General features: G+C 66.5%; 21 protein-coding genes and 1 pseudogene. 4 read left to right on the plus strand and 18 right to left on the minus strand.

Features of this window, described 5'->3' with window-relative positions; genetic code table 11:
* Positions 1-17: 17 nt before the first annotated feature.
* The 6 genes from G3N97_RS16995 to G3N97_RS17020 are packed head-to-tail and all read right to left on the minus strand — an operon-like array spanning position 18 to position 6,341.
* Complete coding sequence (locus G3N97_RS16995; protein WP_205994271.1) at positions 18-1,247, minus strand: pyridoxal phosphate-dependent aminotransferase; 1,230 nt, start codon at positions 1,245-1,247, stop codon at positions 18-20.
* A 50-nt stretch (positions 1,248-1,297) separates the two neighbouring features.
* Complete coding sequence (locus tag G3N97_RS17000; protein ID WP_183715872.1) at positions 1,298-2,473, minus strand: Xaa-Pro peptidase family protein; 1,176 nt, start codon at positions 2,471-2,473, stop codon at positions 1,298-1,300.
* 20 nt (positions 2,474-2,493) lie between these two features.
* Positions 2,494-3,624 (minus strand): enolase C-terminal domain-like protein, encoded by a 1,131-nt coding sequence (locus tag G3N97_RS17005; RefSeq protein ID WP_205994272.1) that lies wholly within the window; start codon positions 3,622-3,624, stop codon positions 2,494-2,496.
* Positions 3,621-4,844, minus strand: coding sequence for a M20 family metallopeptidase (locus G3N97_RS17010; protein WP_205994274.1), 1,224 nt, complete (start codon positions 4,842-4,844; stop codon positions 3,621-3,623). The genes G3N97_RS17005 and G3N97_RS17010 overlap by 4 nt, the downstream gene beginning before the upstream one ends.
* A gap of 14 nt (positions 4,845-4,858) precedes the next feature.
* Positions 4,859-5,608: an amino acid ABC transporter ATP-binding protein gene (locus G3N97_RS17015; protein WP_065059673.1), complete on the minus strand. Its 750-nt coding sequence runs from the start codon at positions 5,606-5,608 to the stop codon at positions 4,859-4,861.
* A gap of 10 nt (positions 5,609-5,618) precedes the next feature.
* Positions 5,619-6,341 carry an amino acid ABC transporter permease gene (locus G3N97_RS17020; protein ID WP_205994276.1) on the minus strand — a complete coding sequence of 241 codons (723 nt, stop codon included), beginning with the start codon at positions 6,339-6,341 and terminating at the stop codon, positions 5,619-5,621.
* Between the two features lie 195 nt (positions 6,342-6,536).
* Between G3N97_RS17020 and G3N97_RS17025 the strand changes: the two genes are divergently transcribed.
* The 3 genes from G3N97_RS17025 (at position 6,537) to G3N97_RS17035 (ending at position 10,262) form a co-directional block, all read left to right on the plus strand.
* Positions 6,537-7,478, plus strand: a complete 942-nt coding sequence (locus G3N97_RS17025) for a GntR family transcriptional regulator (RefSeq protein ID WP_205994277.1) — start codon at positions 6,537-6,539, stop codon at positions 7,476-7,478.
* Positions 7,479-7,744: 266 nt separating this feature from the next.
* Entirely contained in the window at positions 7,745-8,839 is a 1,095-nt protein-coding gene (gene serC, locus G3N97_RS17030; RefSeq protein ID WP_205994279.1) for a 3-phosphoserine/phosphohydroxythreonine transaminase, read from the plus strand.
* Positions 8,832-10,262 (plus strand): tetratricopeptide repeat protein, encoded by a 1,431-nt coding sequence (locus tag G3N97_RS17035; RefSeq protein WP_205994281.1) that lies wholly within the window; start codon positions 8,832-8,834, stop codon positions 10,260-10,262. Before serC ends, G3N97_RS17035 begins: the two co-directional genes overlap by 8 nt.
* A gap of 39 nt (positions 10,263-10,301) precedes the next feature.
* Here the strand turns inward: G3N97_RS17035 and G3N97_RS17040 are convergent, their stop codons facing one another.
* The 11 genes from G3N97_RS17040 to G3N97_RS17090 form a co-directional block, all read right to left on the minus strand.
* On the minus strand, positions 10,302-10,613 hold the full coding sequence (locus G3N97_RS17040; protein ID WP_205994283.1) for a hypothetical protein: 312 nt from the start codon (positions 10,611-10,613) through the stop codon (positions 10,302-10,304).
* A gap of 61 nt (positions 10,614-10,674) precedes the next feature.
* Entirely contained in the window at positions 10,675-12,168 is a 1,494-nt protein-coding gene (locus G3N97_RS17045) for an alginate export family protein (protein WP_205994285.1), read from the minus strand.
* A gap of 5 nt (positions 12,169-12,173) precedes the next feature.
* Positions 12,174-13,127: a glyoxalase gene (locus G3N97_RS17050; RefSeq protein ID WP_205994287.1), complete on the minus strand. Its 954-nt coding sequence runs from the start codon at positions 13,125-13,127 to the stop codon at positions 12,174-12,176.
* A gap of 43 nt (positions 13,128-13,170) precedes the next feature.
* On the minus strand, positions 13,171-13,902 hold the full coding sequence (locus G3N97_RS17055; protein WP_205994288.1) for a YoaK family protein: 732 nt from the start codon (positions 13,900-13,902) through the stop codon (positions 13,171-13,173).
* Positions 13,884-14,141: a DUF1427 family protein gene (locus G3N97_RS17060; RefSeq protein ID WP_205994290.1), complete on the minus strand. Its 258-nt coding sequence runs from the start codon at positions 14,139-14,141 to the stop codon at positions 13,884-13,886. The genes G3N97_RS17055 and G3N97_RS17060 overlap by 19 nt, the downstream gene beginning before the upstream one ends.
* A gap of 38 nt (positions 14,142-14,179) precedes the next feature.
* On the minus strand, positions 14,180-14,896 hold the full coding sequence (locus G3N97_RS17065) for a phosphohydrolase (RefSeq protein ID WP_205994292.1): 717 nt from the start codon (positions 14,894-14,896) through the stop codon (positions 14,180-14,182).
* 53 nt (positions 14,897-14,949) lie between these two features.
* Positions 14,950-15,354, minus strand: a complete 405-nt coding sequence (locus G3N97_RS17070; protein WP_065059684.1) for a DoxX family protein — start codon at positions 15,352-15,354, stop codon at positions 14,950-14,952.
* A gap of 17 nt (positions 15,355-15,371) precedes the next feature.
* Complete coding sequence (locus G3N97_RS17075) at positions 15,372-17,273, minus strand: amidohydrolase (RefSeq protein WP_205994294.1); 1,902 nt, start codon at positions 17,271-17,273, stop codon at positions 15,372-15,374.
* A gap of 130 nt (positions 17,274-17,403) precedes the next feature.
* The gene (locus G3N97_RS17080) at positions 17,404-18,039 is read right to left on the minus strand and encodes a hydrolase (protein WP_065059686.1); all 636 of its coding nucleotides are present in this window, start codon (positions 18,037-18,039) and stop codon (positions 17,404-17,406) included.
* 105 nt (positions 18,040-18,144) lie between these two features.
* Entirely contained in the window at positions 18,145-19,137 is a 993-nt protein-coding gene (locus G3N97_RS17085; protein WP_205994296.1) for an alpha/beta hydrolase, read from the minus strand.
* Positions 19,138-19,434: 297 nt separating this feature from the next.
* The gene (locus tag G3N97_RS17090) at positions 19,435-20,346 is read right to left on the minus strand and encodes a LysR family transcriptional regulator (protein WP_205994298.1); all 912 of its coding nucleotides are present in this window, start codon (positions 20,344-20,346) and stop codon (positions 19,435-19,437) included.
* 153 nt (positions 20,347-20,499) lie between these two features.
* On the opposite strand from G3N97_RS17090, the gene G3N97_RS17095 reads away from it, so the two are divergent.
* The gene (locus G3N97_RS17095; protein ID WP_205994299.1) at positions 20,500-21,714 is read left to right on the plus strand and encodes an MFS transporter; all 1,215 of its coding nucleotides are present in this window, start codon (positions 20,500-20,502) and stop codon (positions 21,712-21,714) included.
* 32 nt (positions 21,715-21,746) lie between these two features.
* Here G3N97_RS17095 and G3N97_RS17100 read toward each other — a convergent pair.
* Positions 21,747-22,072 (minus strand): annotated as a pseudogene (locus G3N97_RS17100) (hypothetical protein); the annotation flags it as partial.

Raw genomic sequence — 22,072 nt, forward strand, 5'->3', positions numbered from 1 at the left:
GTGACGAAGGCGCACGCTCATGCGCCCGCTTCCAGCGGCGCGAGCGTGAGCGTCGCGCACGCGGCTTCGATGCGGCGGCACGCTTCCTTCAGCGTCTCGACCGGCACTGCATACGCGATGCGCACGTGATCCTCCACGCCGAACGCGCTGCCATGCACCACGCCCACATGCGCCGATTCGAGCAGCCACGTCGCCACGGCGAGGTCGTCGCGCAGGACCGCGCCATCGGGCGTCGTCGCGCCGATCAGGCCCGCGCAATTCACGAACGCGTAGAACGCGCCATCGGCGGGCTCGCAATGCAGCCCCGGACACCGCGCGATGGTCGCGTTCACGAGATCGCGATTCGCGCGCAGCTCCACGAGCCAGTCGTCGAGAAACGACAGCCCGCCGCGCAGCGCCGCAACCGTCGCCGCCTGCGAAATCGTGCTCGGATTCGAGGTGCTTTGCGATTGCAGGATCTGCATCGCACGCACCAGCCACGCCGGGCCGCCCGCATAACCGATGCGCCAGCCCGTCATCGAATAACCCTTCGAGACGCCGTTCACCGTGAGCGTGCGATCGCGCAGACGCGGCTCGACTTCGGCCGGCGTGCTGAACGCGCCGCCGAAACGCACGTGCTCGTAGATGTCGTCGGCCATCAAGAGGACGTGTTCGTGGTCGAGCAGCACGTCGGCGAGCGCGCGCAATTCCTCGCGCGTGTAGACCGCGCCCGTGGGATTGTTCGGCGAATTCAGGATCAGCCAGCGCGTTTTCGGCGTGATGGCGGCGCGCAGCGTCGGCGCGTCGAGCTTCCAGCCGTTCGACGGATCGCCGCTCAGCACGCGCGCGCGGCCTTCCGCCAGCGCGACCATATCCGGATACGACACCCAGTACGGCGCGCAGATCAGCACTTCGTCGCCGGGCGCGAGCGTCGCGAGCAGCGCGTTGAAAATCAACTGCTTCGCGCCCGTGCCCGCGATCACTTCGTCCATCGCGTAACGCACGCCATTCTCGCGCTCGAACTTCTCGACGATGGCCGCGAGCAGTTCGCTCGTGCCCGCCACGGCGGTGTACTTCGTGTCGCCGCGCTCGATCGCTTCGATGCCCGCGCGCTTGATGTGCGCGGGCGTGTCGAAATGCAATTCGCCTTCACCGAGATTGATGACGGACTTGCCGGCGGCGAGCAACTCGCGCACCTTGTCGGAAATCGCGGCCGTGGGCGAGGGGCGCACGCGGCTCATGCGCGGCGCCAGTTGGGAAAAAGACATAGACACCTCTTGATTCTTTGGACTGCGCGTTCGCACGCGTTCAGGCGCGCTCAGGCGGCCACGCGCAGCAGCGGACGCGCGATATTGCCAAGCGCGCGATAGCCGGTTTCGGTCACGACCACGGTTTCGCTGACACCGACGGTGAACTCGCCGTAGATGCGCAGCGCGGGCGGAATATGGAACGTCATGCCCGGACGCAGCGGCGTCGTCACACCCGTGTAGAGGCTCAGGATCGAGCCTTCGCCCCAATCCGGCGCGAACGAAATACCGACCGAATAGCCGGTGCGCTTCTTGAAGTTGTCGGTGTAACCCGCGCGGTCGATCACGGCCTGGCAGGCAAGGTGCGGCGCTTCGCACGGCGCGCCCGGCACGATGGCGTCGAGCGCCGCCTGCAGCGCTTCCTGGCAGACCTTTTCCATATCGAGCGCTTCGGGACGCACGTCGCCGATCCACGCCGAACGCATCAGCGCCGCGTGATAGCGGTCGTGGCACGCGGCCATTTCGAGGAACGCGGGCGCGTTCGCTTCGAGCGCGCGACGACGCCACGTGCCGTGCGGCACGCCCGTGCGCGGACCGGCCGAAACGAGCGGCTCCATGCCGACATATTCCGAACCGGCCGCGATCGCCGCGCCCATCATCGCCGCGACCAGCGTGTTTTCCGTGTTGCCGACGTGCACCGCGTCGAGCCCCGCGCGCATGCCCGCATCGACATAGCTCGCGGCCTTTTCGAGCTTGGCGATTTCGGCGGGCGACTTCACCGCGCGCAATTGCTCGACCACGCCCGCCGCGTCGGCGATGGTGCCGAGCTTCGCGCCCAGCGCCTCGTAGACCGCGATCGGCAGGAACCAGCCGCGCTTGTCGATCGCCACGCGCTTGCCCGCCAGACCTTTCTGCTGGATCACGCGCACGAGCACGTCGACAGGGTTATCGCCGTCGCCGTACACCTGCGCATCGGAAATAAAGGTGTTGGCGATGAAGTTGAAATATTCGAGCTGGCGGATCACGAACACCGGATCGCCCTCGACCGGCAGCACCAGCGCCTGGAACGTGTAGTAGCCCGGCGTCTGCTGGCCCGTCAGATAGAAGATGTTTTCCGGGCCGGTGACGACCATCGCGTCGATCTGGTTGCGCGCGAGCAGCTCGCGGGCGCGCGCGACGCGATGCGCGTATTCGGCGGCCGTGAAGGCCGATTCGCTGCCCTGTGCGGGGCCTTGATTCGCTTGCATGCTGTGTGTCCTTGTGTCGTTCAAAGTGTCGTGGTGAGGGCGGCGTCGAAGCTCACGCCGAGTCCGTGCGGATCGGTGACGTTCACGCCGCCGTCGCGGTAGACGATGCCGCGCGCGGGGTCGTCGACGAGGCCATCCGCGCCGTAGAGTTCCGCCCAGCGCGGGCCGCACGCGCAGCACGCCTGGAGCGCGGCCGCCGTGGCGAGCGCGCCTTCGTTCATCTGGCCGATCATCAGCGCCACGCCCGCCGCCTGGAGCTTGCGCGCCGCGGCCACCGTCGCCGCGATGCCGCCGAGCTTGAGCAGCTTCAGATGCGCGGCGACCGGCAGGCCCGCGAGTGCGCAGAGCGCGTCGATATCGGCGGACGATTGCAGGCTTTCGTCGAGCATCAGCGTGATCGGGCTGGCGCGCGCGACGTCGCGCAACGCGTCCCAGTCGCCGGCCGCGATGGGCTGCTCGACGTAGTCCACGCCGCGCGCGGCGAGCGCCGCGAAACGCGTCGCACAGTCTTCGGGACGCCACTGCCCGTTCGCATCGACGGAGAGCGTGAGGCGCGCGCCGAAGCGCGAATGCAGCAGGTCGATGCGGCGCAGGTCGTCGTCGAAATGGGCGACGCCCACGCGCAGCTTCAGCTCGCGAAAGCCGCGTTCGAGATACTGCGCGGCGCGTGCGAGCATGGCGTCGTCGCTGGACCAGAACAGCGTCTGGTTGGTGCGCCACGACGGCGCCTGCGCGCTCTGCGCCGCGCCGTACAACGCGGCCACGCTGATGCCGAGCTGACGCGCGCGCAGATCGTGCAAGGCGCTGTCGATCAGCGTGCGCACCGGCGCGCCATACGGCGCGATCAGCTCGCCGAGCGAGGCGAACAAGGCATGCGCGCCTTTCGACCAGTCGATTTGCCCGATCGCCTTGAGCGCTTCATCGACGATCTGCTCCGCCGCGTAACCGTTGAGATACGCGCAATTGATGCGCACCTCGCCGGTGCCGCACTGCCCCGCTTCTTCGAGCCGCAGATAGAGCGCCTCGAGACTCGCCACGCTGCCCGACGACGCCGTATGCAGCACGAGACCGCCGCCGTAATGCAGCGCCGCGCGATGCAGGCTCGCGCGAATGCCCGCGGCTCGCGAAAGCGTCAGCGCCGCGTCGTTCATTGCTCCGCCTTGAGCATCTCGATCGCGACGTCGCGATAGATCAGGCTCGACGCGAGGAACTCGTCGATCGGCACGAACTCGTCGGGCTTGTGCGCGACTTCGAGCGTGCCCGGGCCGATCACCACGCCCGCCGCGCCCACGCTGCGGAAATGCACCAGATCGCAGCCGCCCTGGAAGCCGAACGGACCCGGCTCGCTGTTGCCGTGCGCGCGGCACGCGGCGAGGCTCGCCTGCACGATCTTCGAGTCGGCGGCGGTTTCGGTCGCGCCGCCCGTGGTCGGCTTGTATTCGAGCACTTCCGCGCGCACGCCGAACTGCTCGCGCGCCGTTTCCAGCAGTTGCTCGATTTCGCGCTTGACGTCCTCTTCGAGTTCGCCGGGCACCATGCGGCGGTCGAGCAGCAGATCGCACGCGCCGGGCACGACGTTATCGGCATGTCCGCCGAGCGCGCGCGTGACCGTGAGACTCGCCGAGCCCACGAGCGGATGGCAGCGGCAACGCACTTCGTTTTCGTGATGGCCTTCGACGAGCTTGAGCAGTTGCGCCGCGCGATAGATCGCGTTGTCGCCGAGATGCGGCGTGCCCGAGTGCGCCGTCACGCCGTGCACGCGCACGAGCGGACGCAGGCTGCCCTTGTGCGCCGAGAAGGTCGCGTTCGAGGTCGGTTCGCCGACCACCACGAAGTCGACGTGCGGACGGCTCGCCGCGTAGAACTTCGCGCCTTCGCTGGCGATTTCCTCGTCGGCGGTGAACACGCCGAGCAGCGTGCCCGACCAGCGCGAGCGGTCGGCCGCGAGCATGCGCATGGCTTCGATCATCGCGGCGAGCGGGCCTTTGGCGTCGCACGAACCGCGTCCGTAGAGGCGGCCGTCGGCTTCGCGCAGCACGAACGGATCGGACTGCCAGCCGGTGCCGGCGGGCACCACGTCGAGGTGCGTGTTGAACGCGAAGGTCGGGCCCGGCCCGTTTTCGAGGCGCGCCATCACGTTGGCGCGGCCCGGCTTGTATTCGCTCAGCGACAGATCGAAGCCCGCTTCCTCGAGCAGACGATGCACGAGTTGCGCGGCCTCGATCTCGCGTCCCGGCGGGTTCTCGGTATTGATGCCGACGAGTGCGGCGAGATCGCGCTTCATGCGCGCGAGATCGGGTTGCGTAGCGGATTGCACAGCGGATTGCGTAGCGGATGCGGCGGAAGACGGCGTGGAAAGAATCGCGGACATGCAGGGGGCTCCGGTCAATGCAGGATCTGGTCGAGAAAGCGGCGCGCGCGCTCGTGCGTCGTGCCGCTGAAAAACTGTTCGCTGGACTCGGTGAGAATCACCTCGCCCGCTTCCATGAAAACGATGCGGTCGGCCGCGCGGCGCGCGAAACCCATCTCGTGCGTGACGACGAGACTCGTCATGCCTTCGGCGCTCAACTCGGCCATCACCTCGGTGACTTCGTTCACCATTTCGGGGTCGAGCGCCGAGGTCGGCTCGTCGTAGAGCATGACTTTCGGCTTCATCGCCAGCGCGCGCGCAATCGCCACGCGCTGCTGCTGGCCGCCGGAAAGCTGGTCGGGATAGTGATCGGCGCGTTCGCGCAGATGCACCTTGTTGAGCAGCGCGAGCGCGAGATCGTGCGCGTCGAGCCGCGAGACGCCCGCCACCGACATCGGCGCGAGCATGATGTTTTCGATCGCCGAAAGATGCGAAAAGAGCTCGAAGTTCTGGAACACCATGCCGATCTGCTGACGCACCTGATGCACGCGCTTGAGTTCGCGCGTGAGGTCGCGGCCTTCGAACAGGATGTTGCCGGCGTCGACGGATTCGAGCAGATTCACGCAGCGCAGCAGCGTGGATTTGCCCGAGCCCGACGGCCCGACGATCACGATGGTTTCCTTCGGCGCGACTTCGAGCGAACAGCTCTTGAGCACCTGGGTGCCGCCATAGCTCTTGTCGATGCGGTGAATCTTGAGAAGCGGCGAAGCGGGTACGGTCGACATGAACAAGCCTTTAGCGGACGACAGGTTGCGAAACACCGAGCAGACGTTCGGCGAAGGACGTGCGGCGCACGGTGCTCTTGCGGCGGCGGTTCAACGCGCGCTCCATCCAGCCCTGCAGCAGCATGAACAGCGTCGTGAACGCGAGGTAATAGATACCGGCGGCGCTCAGCGCCTCCAGATAGCGGAAGTTCGCGCTGGCGGCCTGATTGGCCACGAGCAGCAGTTCCTGCACGGCGATCACCGACACCAGCGCGCTGAGCTTGAGCATGCCGATCATCTGGTTGCCGATGGGCGGCAGCACCACGCGCAGCGCCTGCGGCAGCACGATGTGGCGGAACACCTTCGCGCCGTTCATGCCGAGCGCAAAACCCGCCGTGCGCTGGCCCTGCTTCACCGCATGCAGGCCCGAACGGAAGATCTCGGACATGAACGCGCCTTCGTTGAGCGAGAGCGCGAGCACGGCGCACACGAAGGCGCTGAAGCGGATGCCGAACGACGGCAGCACGTTGTAGATGAAGATGATCTGGAACAGCACCGGCGTGCCGCGGAACAGCCACAGATAGAGGAACGTGAAGGTGCGCGCGACGCGGTTGCGGCTGCCTTGCAGCAGCGCCAGCACGAGGCCGATCAGCATGCCGCACAGCAGGGAGACGACGGTAATCGCCAGCGTCATGGCCGCGCCGCGCACGAAATCGGCCGAGATGAGGTAGTCGAACAACAGGGATAGAGACATTCGCAAACTCCGTTCTTTGCATCACGTTTGTTTCAATTGTCTCAATTTATACAAACGACAAAAACACGGGTCAAGCAATAAAAAAGCCCTCTTGCATGGTTTTTTTTGGCGAGCGAGGATGTTTGCGCCCTCTTTGTGGCACCCAGAATTTGTATTTTTTGTTATTCTTCCGCCAACGACTGGAGGAATGCGGAAATGATCAAGCGCCCGGGCAAAGCCGCCCATGTGCTGGCCAAACAGATCATCGACTTGATTCAGGAAGCGCACTTCGAGGTCGGGCATCATCTGCGCGAGCAGCAGCTCGCGGATCTGCTCGGCGTCTCGCGTACGCCCGTGCGCGCCGCGATGGCGCTGCTCGAATCGTTCGGCGTGATCGAGTCGCGCGAGAACCGCGGTTTCTTCCTCGCGAAGCCCGCCGACGGGCTGCATCGCATCGAACTCGAACTGCCCACTTCGGGCGACGAAGACCTGTACAACCGCCTCGTCACCGACCGGCTCGCGGGCACGCTGCCCGCCTCGCTCACGCAGACCGACATCTGCCAGCGTTACGGCGTCGACCGCATGACGATGACGCGCGCGCTCTCGCGGCTCTCGGAAGACGGGCTCATCGTGCGCAACAAGGGCCATGGCTGGAGCTTCCAGCCGTCGCTCGATTCGGCGCTGACGCTCAAGAGCAGCTACGACTTCCGTCTCACGATGGAACCGGCGGGGCTGATGCTCGCCACCTTCTCCGCCGACCGTTCGGCGCTGGAGCGCTGCAAGCGCGAGCATCTGTTTCTGCTCTCGCAACTGGGCGGCGAGAACGTCACGCCGCGCCAGGTGTTCGACACCGACGCGAACTTTCACGAACTGCTCGCCGAGTACAGCGGCAACGTGTTCATGCATCAATCGATGCAGCAGCAGAATCGTTTGCGGCGTCTGCTGGAATTTCAGGGCTATGTAAACCGCAAGCGCATTCGCGAGTGGTGCAACGAGCACATCGAGATCATCGACGCGATTCTCGCGGGCGACATGGAAGTAGCCGCGTCGCGCATGCACGAGCATCTGCGCCACGCGTATCACACGACCGGCGCCGCCGATGCGAGCGTGAAGCCCGCGGCGAAAGCCGTGCGCGCGAAGAAGCCGGTGACGGCCTGAACGGCGTCACGTGCTGGGGATTTCGGGCATGCCTGGACGTGCATGACGGCGCCTGAAATCCGCCGCTTACATTCCTTAATATTTCTGAAAGCCTACGGAAATCTGCATCCGCGAAATTGGCGCGCGTTTGCCCCTTTGCTCCGCTCCTCATCGCACCTTCGGGCTTGTTAGTCTTGGGCGTCACTGAAACAGGCGTCTGACGCGCGTATTCGCGACTCCGCGGATCCACGCTTCGGCGCGCCGCCGAACAGACGCTCACACGCCCGATGAAGTCCAACGCTCTCAATTTTTCCGGCGGTCCCGGCGCGTTGCCGGCCGCCGTGCTCGACGCCACGCAAACCGCCATCGCCGCGCTGCCGGAAACGGGGCTGTCCGTGCTCGGCATGAGTCATCGCTCGGACTGGTTCGAGCAGATCGTCGATGAAGCCGAGCGCAATCTGCGCGCCCTGCTCGGTTTGCCCGAGCGTTTCGCGGTGTCGTTTCTGCAAGGCGGCAGCAGTCTGCTGTTCGCAACGATTCCGCTGAACTTCGCCACGCGCGCCTTCGCGCCGCCCGATTACGTGAACTCCGGTTACTGGAGCAGCCGCGCGAGCGCCGAAGCCAGGCGCGTGGGTCCGTGCCGCGTGGTGTGGGACGGCGCGCCGTCCGGCTTTCGCGAGTTGCCGTCGCTCGATCGCCTTGCCGTCGCGCCGAGCGCCGCGTATCTGCATTACGTGTCGAACGAAACCGTCGAGGGCCTGCAATTCGCCGCGCCCGACACGACGCCGCGCGTGCCGCTGATCGCCGATATGTCGTCGGACTTTCTGTCGCGTCCGTTCGACGCAGGACGCTACGGCATGATTTACGCGCACGCGCAAAAGAATCTCGGCCCGGCGGGCGTGACCGTCGCCATGATCGATCGCGAATTGCTCGCGCGCATTCCCGACGGCCTGCCGCAGATTCTCGACCTGCGCACGCAGATCGAGCATCGCTCGAACTACAACACGCCGCCCGTTTTCGCGATCTACGTGCTCACGCTCGTCACGCGCTGGCTGCGCGACACGATCGGCGGACTCGACGCGATGCAGCGCATCAACGAGACGAAATCGACGCGTCTTTACGACACGCTCGAGGCGATGCGCGATGCCGTCGATGTGCACGCGCTCAAGCCGTGGCGCTCGCAGATGAACGCGGCCTTCACGTTCCGCGACGCACGTCTCGACCGCGCGTTCCTCGACTTCGCGGGCGAGCGCGGCATGGTGGGACTCGAAGGGCATCGCTCGATCGGCGGGCTGCGCGCGTCGCTCTATAACGCGGTCACGCACGAAGCCGTCGAGACGCTGTGCGACGCGCTGCGAGAATTCGGAGCACGTCATGTCTGACACACTCGTTGCAGCGGAAGTGGAGTCGATTGAAGCGGAGTCGATCGAAGCGCTCTCGCGAGCGCTCGACGCCGCGCCGCTCGATATCGGCTTGCATACGCGCATGCTCGCAGCACTGCGCGCGGCTCACGACGTGGCGGGCAGCGCCGCGCACGAACTGGCGCTCGCCGCGTTCGGCATGCTCGGCGCGACGCACGGCGATCAGGCCACGCATCAGCCCACCCCGCAGCCCACCCCGCAGCACGCGCTGGTGCTCTACAACATCGCGACCGTCTACGCGATGAACGGACGGCGCACGGAAGCGATCCGCTGGTATCGGCTCGCGTTGCAGATCGATCCGGCGCTCGCCATCGCGCATCAAAACCTGGCTGCGACGCTCGACCGCGACGGACTCGCCGATGAAGCGCACGTGCATCGCGAACGCGCGTACCGGCTGCAACGCGTATTCGTCGATCGGGCGCTCGGCACGGAAACGCTGCGCGTGCTGATACTCGGCGTCGGTCACGGCACCGGCAACGTGCCGATCGACGCGTTGCTCGATGCGCAAACGACCACGCGCATCCGCTACGCGATCGATTGCGCCGAAGACGCCGAAGACGCGCAATTGCCGCCGCATGACGTGGTGTTCAACGGTATCGGCGACGCCGACGTGGCCGCGCCGCTCGCCGCTCGCCTCGCGCGTTTCGCGGATTTCGCGGTCCGTTGCGAACGGCCGCTGCTCAATGCGCCGGACGCGATTGCGCGCACGCATCGTCATCGGCTGGGGGAATTACTCGACGGCGTGCCCGATGTGATCGTGCCGCGCTGCGTGCGTCTGGACGCGTGTCCGGCAAACGAGGCCGCGCTCGCGGCGCAGCTCGCGCAGTCGGAGCTGACGCTGCCGCTCCTGCTGCGCCCGCTCGCCGCGCACGGCGGCGAAGGCGTGACGCTGCACGCCTCGCTCGATTCGTTGTGGCGCGCGCTCGCCGATCTCGATGCGCCGTGCTATCTCACGGCCTTTCACGATTTCCGCGCCGCCGACGGGCATTACCGCAAATATCGCACGCTGTTTGTCGCGGGCGAGCCGCATCCGTACCATCTCGCGATTTCGCGTCACTGGATGGTCCACTACTTTTCCGCCGATATGGCGCAGAGCCCGTGGAAGCTCAACGAGGAACAGCACTTTCTCGCCGATCCGCGCGCGGCGCTCGGCACGCGCGCGCACGAAGCGATTCGCGCCATCGGCGCGCGGCTCGGGCTCGCTTATGGTGGCGTCGACTTCACGCTCACGGCCGATGGCCGCGTGCTCGTGTTCGAAGCGAACGCGACCATGCTCGCGCACCGCGAAACGCCGCATGGCCCGTTCGCGCACAAGAACCGCTACGTGGAGCGGATCATCGACGCGTTCGGGCGCATGCTACGCGACGCGGGCGACGCGCGTTGACGCCTGGCACGTCAACGCAACCGCATCAACGCAACCGCGTCACCAGAACTGCGGCAACACGATCGCGTCCGTCTTCGACGCACTCTTGCGGCGGCGGTGCAGTTTCACCTGCGTCTGCGCGATGCCGCTCCACGCCTGCTCCGCTCGGCGCACGGCGCAATCGAACGATTCGTCCTCGACCGTGCAGCGGTTGTCGACCGTGATCTGCCAGCCGTGACGCGTGCGCGTGCAGCGCACGCGGTCGTCTTCCATCAGATCGGCGTACCAGCGCCAGACGCGCGCGTCGTCGGCGTTGGCGCGCGCGGCGGCGGACAGCCGCGCGACTTCGAGACTATGCGTCTGCGTGACCATATCGTTTTCCTGTCTTCATGACGCTCAGCGTCTTCATCGTCGAATCTTTGCGCGGCGGATTTCACCAGCCGAACTTCGCTTCGACGCCCACATAATCGGCATTGCGCGCGCCCAGTGCGCGGATCGAGCTGCCCACGTTGAAGTGCACGGCTTCGAGCGCCAGCGCCACGTTGTCGTTGACGATCCAGTCGGCGCGCACCTGCGCATACATGCCCGTGTAGCGATTGCCCTCGCCCGCCGTGCCCGGCACCGTCGCCATGCCCTGGCCGTAAACGGCGTCGGCCGTCGTTTCGCGCCACTGAAAACCGAGCGCGGTCAGCAGCGTGAGCTTCGGCGTGATCTTGAACGTCAGCGAAGGCTTTACGTGGATCAGGTTGCTATAGCCGGTGTAGCCCGCGAGCGTGAAGTAATAGCCGTTCGGAAACAGCGGATTGAAGGTGCCCACGCGGCCGTCGCCGGGATGGTGATCGCCGGACGCGCCGTCGATCTGCAAGCCGACGCGCGGCGTGCCCGGCAGCGAAGCGAGCGTGTAGCCGCCGAGCGCGCCGAACGCCCACGCGCTCACCGTGTCCGCGCCCACGTGGCCGGTCTGGAACATCGTTTCCACGTCCCAGTCGAAGGGCGCGGATTTGCCCGCGTAGCGCGCGTCGAACACATCGCGCCGCTCGTTGCCGCTCGCGTCGATGAAGCGCGCGTTGTCGCGCTCGTAGCGCGACCAGTACGCCGAGAGATCGCCGGGACCGACGCTCGCGCGCTCGACGCGCACGCCGTCGAAGGTCAAGTGGCCGTTGGAGACATCGTCGAAATCCGAATCGTCGCGATACTGCACCGGCTGCGTGAGATAGCCGATGAAGCGCCACTTGCCGATCTCGTAGTCGGCCCAGAGCGCGTCGAAGGCCTGGCGCACGTTCGGGCCATCGCGCACGGACACGAAACGCTGCAAGTCGAACGCCATTTCCTGACGCCCCACGCGTGCCTTGAAGGTGCCGCCGCCCACGCCGTAGACGAACGCGACAAACGCCTGCTCGATGTCGAGCGGATTCTTGTCGACGGGCGTGACCGAGTCCTTGCCGAACGGACGCGCGTCTTCGAGTTGAAAGAACGCCTGGACGTGCTCGCCGAAATGCGCATCGGCGTGCACTTCGGCGCGCTGGATCAGCCAGCTGTCGGGCCTGTTCGCGCCGAGGCCGAACAGCGGCGTGTTGTTCAGTTCGAAGCGCTCACGCAGATTCGCGCCGAGCGAGAGATACCACGTCGGATCGCTCGACAGCGGCATGTACTTGAGCGCATCGAGCGGCTTGCGCGGCACGCACGGATTCGCAAGCGCGCCCCAGTCTTCCTGCCAGCGGTTGAACGACGGAATCGGACGTTGCGCGTTGCAGGCCGCCGATGCCGACGTTGAAGCCGATGCAGTGGCAGGCGCAGCGGAAGCCGCATCCGCTTGCGCATCCGCCGCATTCGCCGCGCCCGCCTGCAGTCCGGCGAACGCGGCGCCCGCGAGCGCCGCGCGCCGCCATCCCTGCGCCTGGCGGCGCACTCTCTTGCTCGTGAGCATGCTGCTTACTTCGCGCGCTGATGCAGTTCGGCCACGTAGCCGCCGGGGAACTCGACCATCGCCGTGCGCCCTTCCACGTTCTGCGCGACGGGCACCAGCACCTTCACGCCGGCCGCCTGCGCCTTGGCGAGCGTGGCGTCCAGATCGGGCACGTCGTAGCCGGTCGTTTCGCGGCCGTACGGGAACGGCAGCTTGCCGTCGGTCACGAACACGAGCATGTTGCCGAAGCCCGATTGCAGACGCACGCGGCGGATCGTTTCGCCCGGCTTGCCGATCTCGGCGCCGTCCGCGCGGTGGTTATCGGAGACGATCTTGCCGTGCGAGAAGCGCAGGAAACGCTTGATGAAATTCTGCGCTTCGTACTTCGAGACATACACGCGGTTGTCCGGCACGTACGCGTGCGGCGCATACGACGGCGCCTTCGTGTGCCAGTAAAGCTGCATCGTCAGGCCGCCCGGCCATTGAATGATGGCGTCCTTGCCGATCGGATCGTCGAACGATTCGACCAGCACGTCGGCGCCCGCTGCACGCGCGGCGCGCACGGCCGTGTCGATATCGGTGACCAGATAACCGGTGCGCTCGTTGCCGAACGGGTACGGCACCGGCGTCTGGAACGCGAACACCGAGAGCATGCCCACCGGCGTCTGCACGTATTGCGACGCGGTCTTGCTCGGCGTCGGCGTGACCGTGAAGACGGCGCGCGGCGAAGCCTTGCCGCCGAAGGTCGCGAGGAAGCTGTTCACGAACGCGTCGATGTCGTCGTTGGCGACGTAGACGTGCGTGGTGTCGTATTGCGGACCGACCGAGACCACCGGCAATTGCGCCGATTGCTTCGTTTGCGCGGTTTGCGGATATTGCGCGTCGTCGGCGAAGGCGTTCGACGCGGGCAGCATGACGCCAAGCGCCGCAAGCGCGACGACGAGCGCGCGCACGGGTCGTTGAAGGGCGGAAAGATTCACGTAGTGCTCCTGATGAAAAATCGAAACGATGAAACGTTGAAAATCAAGCGGCGGATCCGGCCGGTTCCTCGCGCCACGCCGACGCGGCCAGCATCGCCAGCAACGCGAGCGGCACGACCAGCGCCCAGAACGAAGCGGTCAGCCAGCCCAGCGCACCGCCGCCCGCGCCCAGCGCGAACGCGAGCACGGGCGGCAGCGTGCGCGCGAGCCGCTCGCGCGTGTCGGCGGGGTCCACGTGCGTGCGACCCGGAAACAGCAGATCGAACACGTCGATCACGGCCTGCGTGACGTTGCCGGTCATGACCGTATTCGCGACCACGCTGCGCGACGCGAGCCGCGCATGCGCGTTCTGCACGCCCATGCCCGCCGCGCCGAGCAGGCCGCAGACGATCGTGAGCGGCGCATCGGCGTTCGTGATCGGCGCGGCCAGCACGCCCGCGATCATGAATGCGGCGAGCAGCGCGATCTGCAAGGCGTACAGGCCGCCGGCGCGGGTGCCGTGCGCGGAATCGCGCAGCGCGTTGTCGAGCACACGCGCCGCCACGATGCCCGCGATAAAGGCCGGAAACGCGAGCCACTTGATCAGCAGCCCGCTGCCCGCGCCCGCGAGGCCCGAGCCGATCAGAATGAAATTGCCCGTGACGTGCGCCGTAAACAGCCCGAACAGCGCAACGAAGCCGAGCGTATCGACATAGCCCGCGACGAACGCGAGCGCAACGTTTTCGCCGCGCAACGGCGCGAGCAGGGCGGCGGGATTCAAGGCTCGTTGCTGCATGACGGTTGCGCCGCGGCGACGGTGGTGGTCGGGTTGACTTCGTGCGGCGCGGTCTGCGTCTGTGACTGCGCCACGGGCGGCTTCAACTGCGCCTGCACGAACGGAATCGCATGCTCGCCGATCACGATGCCCAGCAGGCCCGCGAGCGCGATCAGCGGCGGCGCGGGCGACTGCACCCGCGAGAAGTAATAGAGGAAGCCGACCACGAGGCCTGCTCCCAGCGAAATCAGGTATGACATGTCTGCTTCTCCTTGCTGTGCTGCTGTAGCGGACCGCGTCAGGCGCGAGGCGCCGCGCGGGAATGCAGCGGCGTCCGGCCATCGGCCGCCTGCGCGCCCTGCCAGCGCGAGCCCAGAATCTGTCCGCAAAAATTCACGCGGCAATAGTTTGGATCGACGCGGTCGAGCACGTCCGCGCTCGCGGTGCCGAAGGTCGTGTGCGGACGGTGCGCCACGCCGCGTCCGATCGCGCCGATGATCTCCTCCTCGAAACCCTTGCCGCGCGGATACGCGGCCAGCACGCCCGAGCGCTCGCCGCCCGTGTAATCGTCGAACTGCGCGGCGACGAGGTCCGTACGCACCGCCGCCGCGAGCATGTCCGCGAGCGGCGAGACGCGCGCGGACACGCCCGGCGTGGTGTGCAGCGCAATCGCGAGCCACGCCTCGTCCTGATCGCGCGCGCTCGCGCCATAGTGATGCAACAGGCGGCGCGCCGCGTCGGCGCTGTCGAGTTCGTAGCGCGCCGTCGAATGCGCGTAGGCGGCGCTCAAGCCCATGTTTGCGTACATCGAACTCACGTAGAGCGTGCCCTCGTCGCAGGCCACGCCGCCGCGCCGCGCGTTGAGCGCCGCGAACACGAACACGCGGCTCGCATGGCCGAGCAACACGGGCGGCAACGAAGCGTGCGCGCTCTCCGCCGCGGCGATGGCGACCGGCGTGCACGGAATGCGCACGCCCGCCACTTCTCCGCCCGCTCTCCATGACGCTGTTCCCATGCCCCGTTTTCCCGTGCGTTGTTGTGAGTGACGTCGATGACGCGCGTCGCCGGTCAAGCGCGATGCGTCTGCGCGGCGAGAGGCGCGCCAAGCCGGTAACGGCCTGGTCCGCCGATCGCCACGGTGCCGAACAGGATCAGCAGCATCCATGCGAACTGGCCTTGTTCGAGCGTCCAGTCCGGATGCACGAGGCCGAGCGCGACCACCGTGACGACGAGAATCGGCAGCGCGGCGAGCCGCGTGTAGATGCCGAGAATCATCAGCACCGGACAGACGACTTCGGCGAAGATCGCGAATCCGAGCGTAAAACCACTGCCCAGATGCAGCGGATCTTCGATCGCGCCCAGTTGTGCGTGCACGTGCAGCGCCTTCGGCAGACCGTGCACGAACAGCACGAGCAGACTCGCGGCCACGCGCAGGAACAGCAGCGCGGCGTCGGTAGTGTCGATGCGTTTCATGATGGCGCGCTCCCCGATCAGAACGCGAAGCAGCTACAGCCGAGCGCGCCCCAGAAGCCGTTCTGGTCCGAAACCGGCGCGTTGCTGCGCCACGCGCGGCCGTGGGCGTGCTGGTGCACGCCGCACAGGTTCACGCAGGCGTCGCTGCACGATTGCGCAAGCGATGCCGCGTTCGCCGCCGAATTCGACACCACCGGCCGATAGCGCGCGTAACCGCCGAACTCCGCAACCGGCGACCACGACGGGCTGACCGGCAACGCGGGCGGCGCGAGCGTGTCGAACTCCGCATCGGCGTACACCACGCGGCCGTTCACCACGGTCAGCACCGAGGTCAGATGCTTGATCGCCTCTTCCTCGACCGTGAAGAAGTCGTCGCTGAGCACGGCAAAGTCGGCGTACTGGCCCGGCACGAGCGCGCCCTTTTTCGTCTCGTCGTTCGAGAACCAGGCGCTGCCCACCGTGTAGCGGCGCAGTGCTTCCATGCGGTCGAGACGGTCGCGCTGCGCGTACATCGGCGTGCCGCCCACGGTGCGCCCGGAGGCCAGCCAGTAGAGCGACACGAACGGGTTGTAGCTGGCGACGCGCGTGGCGTCGGTGCCCGCGCCCACGGGCAGGCCCGCTTCGAGCATCTTGCGCACCGGCGGCGTTTGCGCGGCGGCTTCGGCGCCATAACGCGCGATGAAATATTCGCCCTGATACGCCATCCGATGCTGCACGGCGATGCCGCCGCCCAGCGCCGCGATACGCTCGATATTGCGCTCGGAAATCGTTTCGCAGTGGTCGAAGAACCAACGCAGACCGTTGAACGGCGTGTCGGCGTTGACGCGCTCGAACACGTTCAGGAAGCGGTCGATCGACTCGTCGTAGGTCGCGTGCAGACGCCACGGCCAGCGGTTTTGCACCAGCAGGCGCACGACGTCTTCGAGTTCTTGCTCCATGCCTTCGGGCAGATCGGGACGCGGTTCGAGGAAGTCTTCGAAGTCGGCGGCCGAAAACACCAGCATTTCGCCCGCGCCGTTGACCTTGAGGAAGTCGTCGCCGTCGCCGGGACGCGTGGCCTTCACCCACTTCGCGAAGTCTTCCACCTCGCGCTTCGCGTTCTGCGTGAACAGGTTGTACGCGATGCGGATGCTCAGCTGATCGCGCTTCGCCAGTTCCATGATGACGGCGTAGTCGTCGGGATAGGCCTGATAACCGCCGCCCGCGTCGATGGCGCTCGTCACGCCGAGCCGGTTCAGTTCACGCATGAACTGGCGCGAAGAATTCATCTGATCGTCAAGCGCGAGCTTCGGGCCCTTCGCCAGCGTGGCGTAGAGCAGGCCCGCGTTCGGACGCGCGATCAGCATGCCGGTGGGATTGCCGCGCCGGTCGCGCTGAATTTCGCCGCCCGGCGGATTGGGCGTGTCGCGGTCGTAACCCACCGCGCGCAGCGCCGCCGCGTTGAGCAGCGCGCTGTCGTACAGGTGCAGGATGAAGACCGGCGTGTCGGGCGCGATCGCGTTGATCTCTTCGAGCGTCGGGCCGCGCTTTTCGGCGAACTGGAATTCGTTCCAGCCGCCCACCACGCGCACCCATTGCGGCGCGGGCGTGCGCGCGACCTGCTCGCGCAGCATCGCGAGCGCGTCGGCCAGCGACGGCACGCCGTCCCAGCGCAGTTCCATATTGAAGTTCAGACCGCCGCGAATCACGTGCAGGTGCGAGTCGTTGAGACCCGGAATCACGGTACGGCCGTTCAGGTCGATGCGGCGGGCGTCGTCGCACGCCCATTGCATGACGTCGCGCTCGTTGCCGGTCGCCACGACCTTGCCGTTCGACACGGCCAGCGCGGTGACGAACGAGCGGCGCTCGTCCTGGGTGGCAATCTTGCCGTTGTAGATCACCAGGTCGGCGACGCGGGCAGGTTGATCGGGTGCGCTCATCGACGCCCTCCTGTGTTCTCGATGCGGTTATTGGGTTTGCAGCTGCCCGCGAAACCGGCCTTCAGGTTTTTTCAGGCCGCTTCGCGCGCGTCGTCCAGCGAGACTCGCGCGAAGCGCGAGCCGTTCAGCTTTAGCCCGCCTCGCTCGCGTGCTCGCCGAGGATCTGCTTGGCGTAACGCACGCCGATGCCGTACGCGCTGTGCGCCTTGAAGATGTCCATACAGCCTTCGTAGGTCTCGCCGCGCGCCCAGTCGCGTTGCAGTTCGCACATGAACTGCAGCGAGTTCATCGGCACCGCGCCTGCCTGGACGATGCGCTGCACGGCGCGCTCGTGCGCTTCTTCCGTGATGTCGCCGCATGCGTCGGTCGGCACGTAGATCTCGAAGCCTTCGTTGAGCATCTGGATCGTCGGGAACGTCACGCAGACTTCCGTCCACAGACCGGCGATCACGATCTTCTTGCGGCCCGTGGCCTTGATCGCTTCACGGAAGCCCGCGTCTTCCCACGAGTTCATCGACGTGCGGTCGATGGGCTTTTGCTGCGGAAACACGGCCTGCACTTCCGGCAGCAGATGGCCGCTGAACGAATCGGCGGCGATGGTCGTGAGGACCGTCGGCACCTTGAAGAGCTTCGCGGCCTTCGCGAGAATCTGCACGTTGTGCAGCACCGTGGTGCGCTCGTGCGAGTGCGTGCCGAAGAACATCTGCGGCTGGTGGTCGATCAGCGCGAGTGCGCAGGTATCGGGAGTCAACAGTTCTTTTGCCATGAGAGGCTCCGTGTAAAGGTTGGGTCGGCGACGTTGAGATTAGGGCTCACACGCCGCCGCGTCCTTGTCGTTGCGCTGAAATATCCTGAATTCGATCAGGATCGCTTACGATTTCAGGAAGGCGAGCAGATCGGCGTTGACCTTGTCGACGTGCGTGCTGCACATGCCGTGCGGTGCGCCTTCGTAGATCTTCAGCGTGGCGTTCTTGACAATCTTGGCGGACAGCTTGGCCGAATCGTCGATCGGCACGATCTGGTCGTCGTCGCCGTGCAGGATCAGCGTCGGCACGCTGATCTTCTTCAGGTCGTCGGTGTAATCGACTTCCGAGAACTGCTTGATGCACTCGTACTGGCCTTTGATCGAACCAGCCATGCCCTGACGCCAGAATTCCTGAACGAGACCTTGCGAGACCTTCGCGTTCGGACGGTTGAAGCCGTAGAACGGCTGCGCCAGATCCAGATAGAACTGCGAGCGATTCGCGGCCACGCCTGCGCGGATGTTGTCGAACACCTGCATCGGCAGGCCGTTCGGGTTGGTCGGCGACTTGACCATTTGCGGCGGCACCGCGCCGATCAGCACGGCCTTCGCCACGCGCTTCTCGCCATGACGGCCGATGTAATGCGCGACTTCGCCGCCGCCCGTCGAATGGCCCACGAGCATCGCGCCCTTCACGTCGAGTGCGTCGAGCACGGCGGCGAGGTCGTCGGCGTAGGTGTCCATATCGTTGCCCTCGGACGGCTGGCCCGAGCGGCCATGACCACGGCGGTCGTGCGCGATCACGCGATAGCCCTGGTTCACGAGGAACAGCATCTGCGCGTCCCACGCGTCGGCGCACAGCGGCCAGCCGTGCGAGAACACCACCGGCGTGCCCGTGCCCCAGTCCTTGAAGTAGATCTGCGTGCCGTCCTTCGCGCTCACGTAGCTGCTGCCGTGATGGTGGCCCGTGCCGTGCGCGTGGGGCGCGGCGCCTGCCGTCGTGGCCGCGTTCGCGGACAGGCTCGACATGGCGGCCATGGCGCCGGCCATGCCCGCGCTGGCCGAAAGCATCCGGCGACGCGAGGCCGAGGGAATGGTCGTGTCGATTTGCTGCGTGTTCATGCTGGATCTCCGTCGTTGCATCGCCGCGTGCAGGGGCGATGAGGTTGCGCGTGTGAGTCAGGCGCAATGCGGCGGGCGAGAAGTCATGAAACAGGCGCCGCATGCGTGAGCGCAGATTACGGAGACGGACCTGCAAAGTCCTTGTCGCGATCTGAAAAGTCCTGAATTCAGATGCGGATTGGCTCGATCGCGGGCAACAGGCATGCGGCATCGGCGGCCGGAGCGGGGCCGCGATGCATCGTCGAAGGGAAGAAGAAAACGAACGCCTGAACGATCGTGCGCGCGAGCGCGAGCCGATCAGCGCACGTTCAGACGCGCTTCGAGAAAACGCAGCAGCGCGCGTACTTTAGTCGAGTGACGCCGATTCGGCAGATACGCGGCGTGCACGACCACATCGCCGCCTTGCGGACTCACGTGCCAGCCGTCAAACGCGCGCACGAGCTGACCGGACGCGAGCGCATCGTGCACGAGCCATGCGGGCAGCAGCGCGAAACCCTGCGCCGCGAGCACGGCGGCGAGCAGCATGTCGATGCTGTCCGAAACGAGACGGCCGCGCACGTTCACCGCCTCCTGCGTCTCGCCTTGCGTGAAGGTCCAGACCTGGCGCGCGCGATAGCTGCCGCCATAACTCACGCGCAGACAATTGCGCTCTGCGAGATCGGCGGGCGCGTCCGGCATGCCTTCGCGCTCGATATAGGCGGCGCTCGCCACCACGATCCGCGCGTTATCGGCGAGCGTCTTCACGACGAGTTGCGGATTCGATTCGGGCACGCCGATGCGCACCGCCAGATCGATGCGCTCCAGCGCGAGATCGAGATAGCGGTCGGCGGCCACCACGTCGAGCGCCATACGCGGATGCTCGCTGAGAAACGCGGCCAGATGCGGCGCAAGCACCACGCGGTTATAGGTCGACGGCACCGCGATACGCAGCATGCCCGCCGGTTCCGCGCCGCTGTCGAGCACGCTTTCGTCGGCTTCCGCGAGATCGTCGAGCACTTTGGCGATCTGCTCGACGTAGGTCGCGCCCGCATCGGTCAGGCTGACACGGCGCGGCGTGCGCGTGAGCAGCACCGCGCCGACGTCCTGTTCGAGCGCATCCATCAAACGCGTGACCGACGAGGTCGCCACGCCGAGACGTTGCGCCGCCTTGGCGAAACCGGCGGCGTCGGCCACTTCGAGCAGGGTCTTCAAAGCGAGTAGCTTGTCCATGGCGGGCATTATGCCAGCGCGAAAACGACCATGAGCGCTGACGAGTCCGGGCCGTTGCGCGCCACGCAACGCGGGATTGCGTCGCCGCCCCATTCCGCCGCCACGACGGCGCGCCTATGCTGCTCGCACCGATTCATCGTTCAAGGAATGCCTATGTCCACGCCTTCGCGCACGCACGGCGGCAAGCCGCACGCCGTGCGGCTCACTCAGGGACTCATCGCGCTGTTCGCATTCAGTTGCGGCGCGATCGTCGCGAATCTCTATTACGCGCAGCCGATCATCGAACTGATCGCGCCGTCGCTGCACATGACGGGCGGCACCGCGAGCCTGATCGTCTCGCTCACGCAGATCGGCTATGCGCTCGGCCTGTTCTTCATCGTGCCGCTCGGCGATCTGCTCGAAAACCGCCGCCTGATGATCGTGACCGCGCTGGTGTCGATCGCGAGTCTCATCGCGGCCTCGCTCGCGCACTCGGCGAGCGTGTTTCTGGCGATCTCACTGCTGATCGGCTTCAGTTCGGTGGCGGTGCAGATCCTGATTCCGCTCGCCGCGCATCTTGCGCCCGATCACGCGCGCGGACGCATCGTCGGCACGATCATGGGCGGCTTGCTGCTCGGCATCCTGCTGTCACGGCCGCTGTCGAGCGTGGTCGCCGATCACTTCGGCTGGCGCACCGTATTCGCCGGCGCAGCCGTGCTGATGACGCTCGTGACCGGCGTGCTCGCGCTGACGATTCCACGCCGTCAACCCGAGCATCGCGCGACCTACTTCGCCCTGCTCGGCTCGCTGATCACGCTCGTGCGCGCCATGCCGGTGCTGCGTCATCGCGCGCTCTATCAGGCGCTGATGTTCGCCTCGTTCAGCCTGTTCTGGACCGCCGTGCCGATCGAACTCACGCGCCATTACGGCCTCTCGCAGACCGCCATCGCGCTGTTCGCGCTCGTCGGTGCGATTGGCGCGACCTCGGCGCCCGTCTCGGGACGACTCGCCGACGCCGGCCATTCCGTGCGCGCGACCGTGGTTGCGCTGATCGTCGGCACGCTGTCGTTCCTGCCCGCGCTCGTGCATCCGGCGTTCGGCGTGTTCGGGCTCGTGGTGACGGGCATCGCGCTCGACTTCGCCGCGCAGATGAACATGGTGCTCGGCCAGCGCGAGATCTATGCGCTGCACGCGGCGAGCCGCAATCGCCTCAACGCGCTGTATATGACGAGCATTTTCGTGGGCGGCGCGTTCGGCTCCGCGCTCGCGGGCCCCTTGTACGAACGCGGCGGCTGGACGCTGGTCGCGAGCGTGGCGCTGGTCTTCCCGCTCATCGCTTGCGTGCATTTCCTGCTGATCGGCAGACCGCACGCGACGGGCCGACGCTAGTTGTCTTGCAAAACGCGCCGCTCGCGCGGCGTTCACTGCGGCGCGAGCCGCGCCGCGCGCTGCGTGCGTGCCGACTGCAGCGTCTGCCTGAGCGCGGCGAGGCGCTGAAAATCGGGCGCATTCGACGTGCGATCCCACGCCGAATCATCGAGACCGTCGATCAACGCAACCGCGCGCGCCGTCTCGCCCTTGTCGAGTTCGTACGTCGCGAGATCGAGCGTGGCGCGCAAGGCCCACAGCGGCGCGCCATCGGCACGCGCCATCGAAATCGCTTCGTCGAGCAGACGCCGCCCCGCTTCCTCGCGCCGCGCCACGTCGTCCGGCGGCGTGCCGCGCTGCGCCGCGCGCCGCAATTCGA

Origin of the sequence: Paraburkholderia sp. Ac-20347 (genome assembly GCF_017104805.1) — a bacterium.
GTDB lineage: Bacteria > Pseudomonadota > Gammaproteobacteria > Burkholderiales > Burkholderiaceae > Paraburkholderia > Paraburkholderia tropica.

Coding starts and splice junctions, on each gene's coding strand:
- G3N97_RS16995 (WP_205994271.1), bottom strand. CDS start 1,247: ATGTCTTTTTCCCAACTGGCGCCGCGCATGAGCCGCGTGCGCCCCTCG.
- G3N97_RS17000 (WP_183715872.1), bottom strand. CDS start 2,473: ATGCAAGCGAATCAAGGCCCCGCACAGGGCAGCGAATCGGCCTTCACG.
- G3N97_RS17005 (WP_205994272.1), bottom strand. CDS start 3,624: ATGAACGACGCGGCGCTGACGCTTTCGCGAGCCGCGGGCATTCGCGCG.
- G3N97_RS17010 (WP_205994274.1), bottom strand. CDS start 4,844: ATGTCCGCGATTCTTTCCACGCCGTCTTCCGCCGCATCCGCTACGCAA.
- G3N97_RS17015 (WP_065059673.1), bottom strand. CDS start 5,608: ATGTCGACCGTACCCGCTTCGCCGCTTCTCAAGATTCACCGCATCGAC.
- G3N97_RS17020 (WP_205994276.1), bottom strand. CDS start 6,341: ATGTCTCTATCCCTGTTGTTCGACTACCTCATCTCGGCCGATTTCGTG.
- G3N97_RS17025 (WP_205994277.1), top strand. CDS start 6,537: ATGATCAAGCGCCCGGGCAAAGCCGCCCATGTGCTGGCCAAACAGATC.
- serC (WP_205994279.1), top strand. CDS start 7,745: ATGAAGTCCAACGCTCTCAATTTTTCCGGCGGTCCCGGCGCGTTGCCG.
- G3N97_RS17035 (WP_205994281.1), top strand. CDS start 8,832: ATGTCTGACACACTCGTTGCAGCGGAAGTGGAGTCGATTGAAGCGGAG.
- G3N97_RS17040 (WP_205994283.1), bottom strand. CDS start 10,613: ATGGTCACGCAGACGCATAGTCTCGAAGTCGCGCGGCTGTCCGCCGCC.
- G3N97_RS17045 (WP_205994285.1), bottom strand. CDS start 12,168: ATGCTCACGAGCAAGAGAGTGCGCCGCCAGGCGCAGGGATGGCGGCGC.
- G3N97_RS17055 (WP_205994288.1), bottom strand. CDS start 13,902: ATGCAGCAACGAGCCTTGAATCCCGCCGCCCTGCTCGCGCCGTTGCGC.
- G3N97_RS17060 (WP_205994290.1), bottom strand. CDS start 14,141: ATGTCATACCTGATTTCGCTGGGAGCAGGCCTCGTGGTCGGCTTCCTC.
- G3N97_RS17065 (WP_205994292.1), bottom strand. CDS start 14,896: ATGGGAACAGCGTCATGGAGAGCGGGCGGAGAAGTGGCGGGCGTGCGC.
- G3N97_RS17070 (WP_065059684.1), bottom strand. CDS start 15,354: ATGAAACGCATCGACACTACCGACGCCGCGCTGCTGTTCCTGCGCGTG.
- G3N97_RS17075 (WP_205994294.1), bottom strand. CDS start 17,273: ATGAGCGCACCCGATCAACCTGCCCGCGTCGCCGACCTGGTGATCTAC.
- G3N97_RS17080 (WP_065059686.1), bottom strand. CDS start 18,039: ATGGCAAAAGAACTGTTGACTCCCGATACCTGCGCACTCGCGCTGATC.
- G3N97_RS17085 (WP_205994296.1), bottom strand. CDS start 19,137: ATGAACACGCAGCAAATCGACACGACCATTCCCTCGGCCTCGCGTCGC.
- G3N97_RS17090 (WP_205994298.1), bottom strand. CDS start 20,346: ATGGACAAGCTACTCGCTTTGAAGACCCTGCTCGAAGTGGCCGACGCC.
- G3N97_RS17095 (WP_205994299.1), top strand. CDS start 20,500: ATGTCCACGCCTTCGCGCACGCACGGCGGCAAGCCGCACGCCGTGCGG.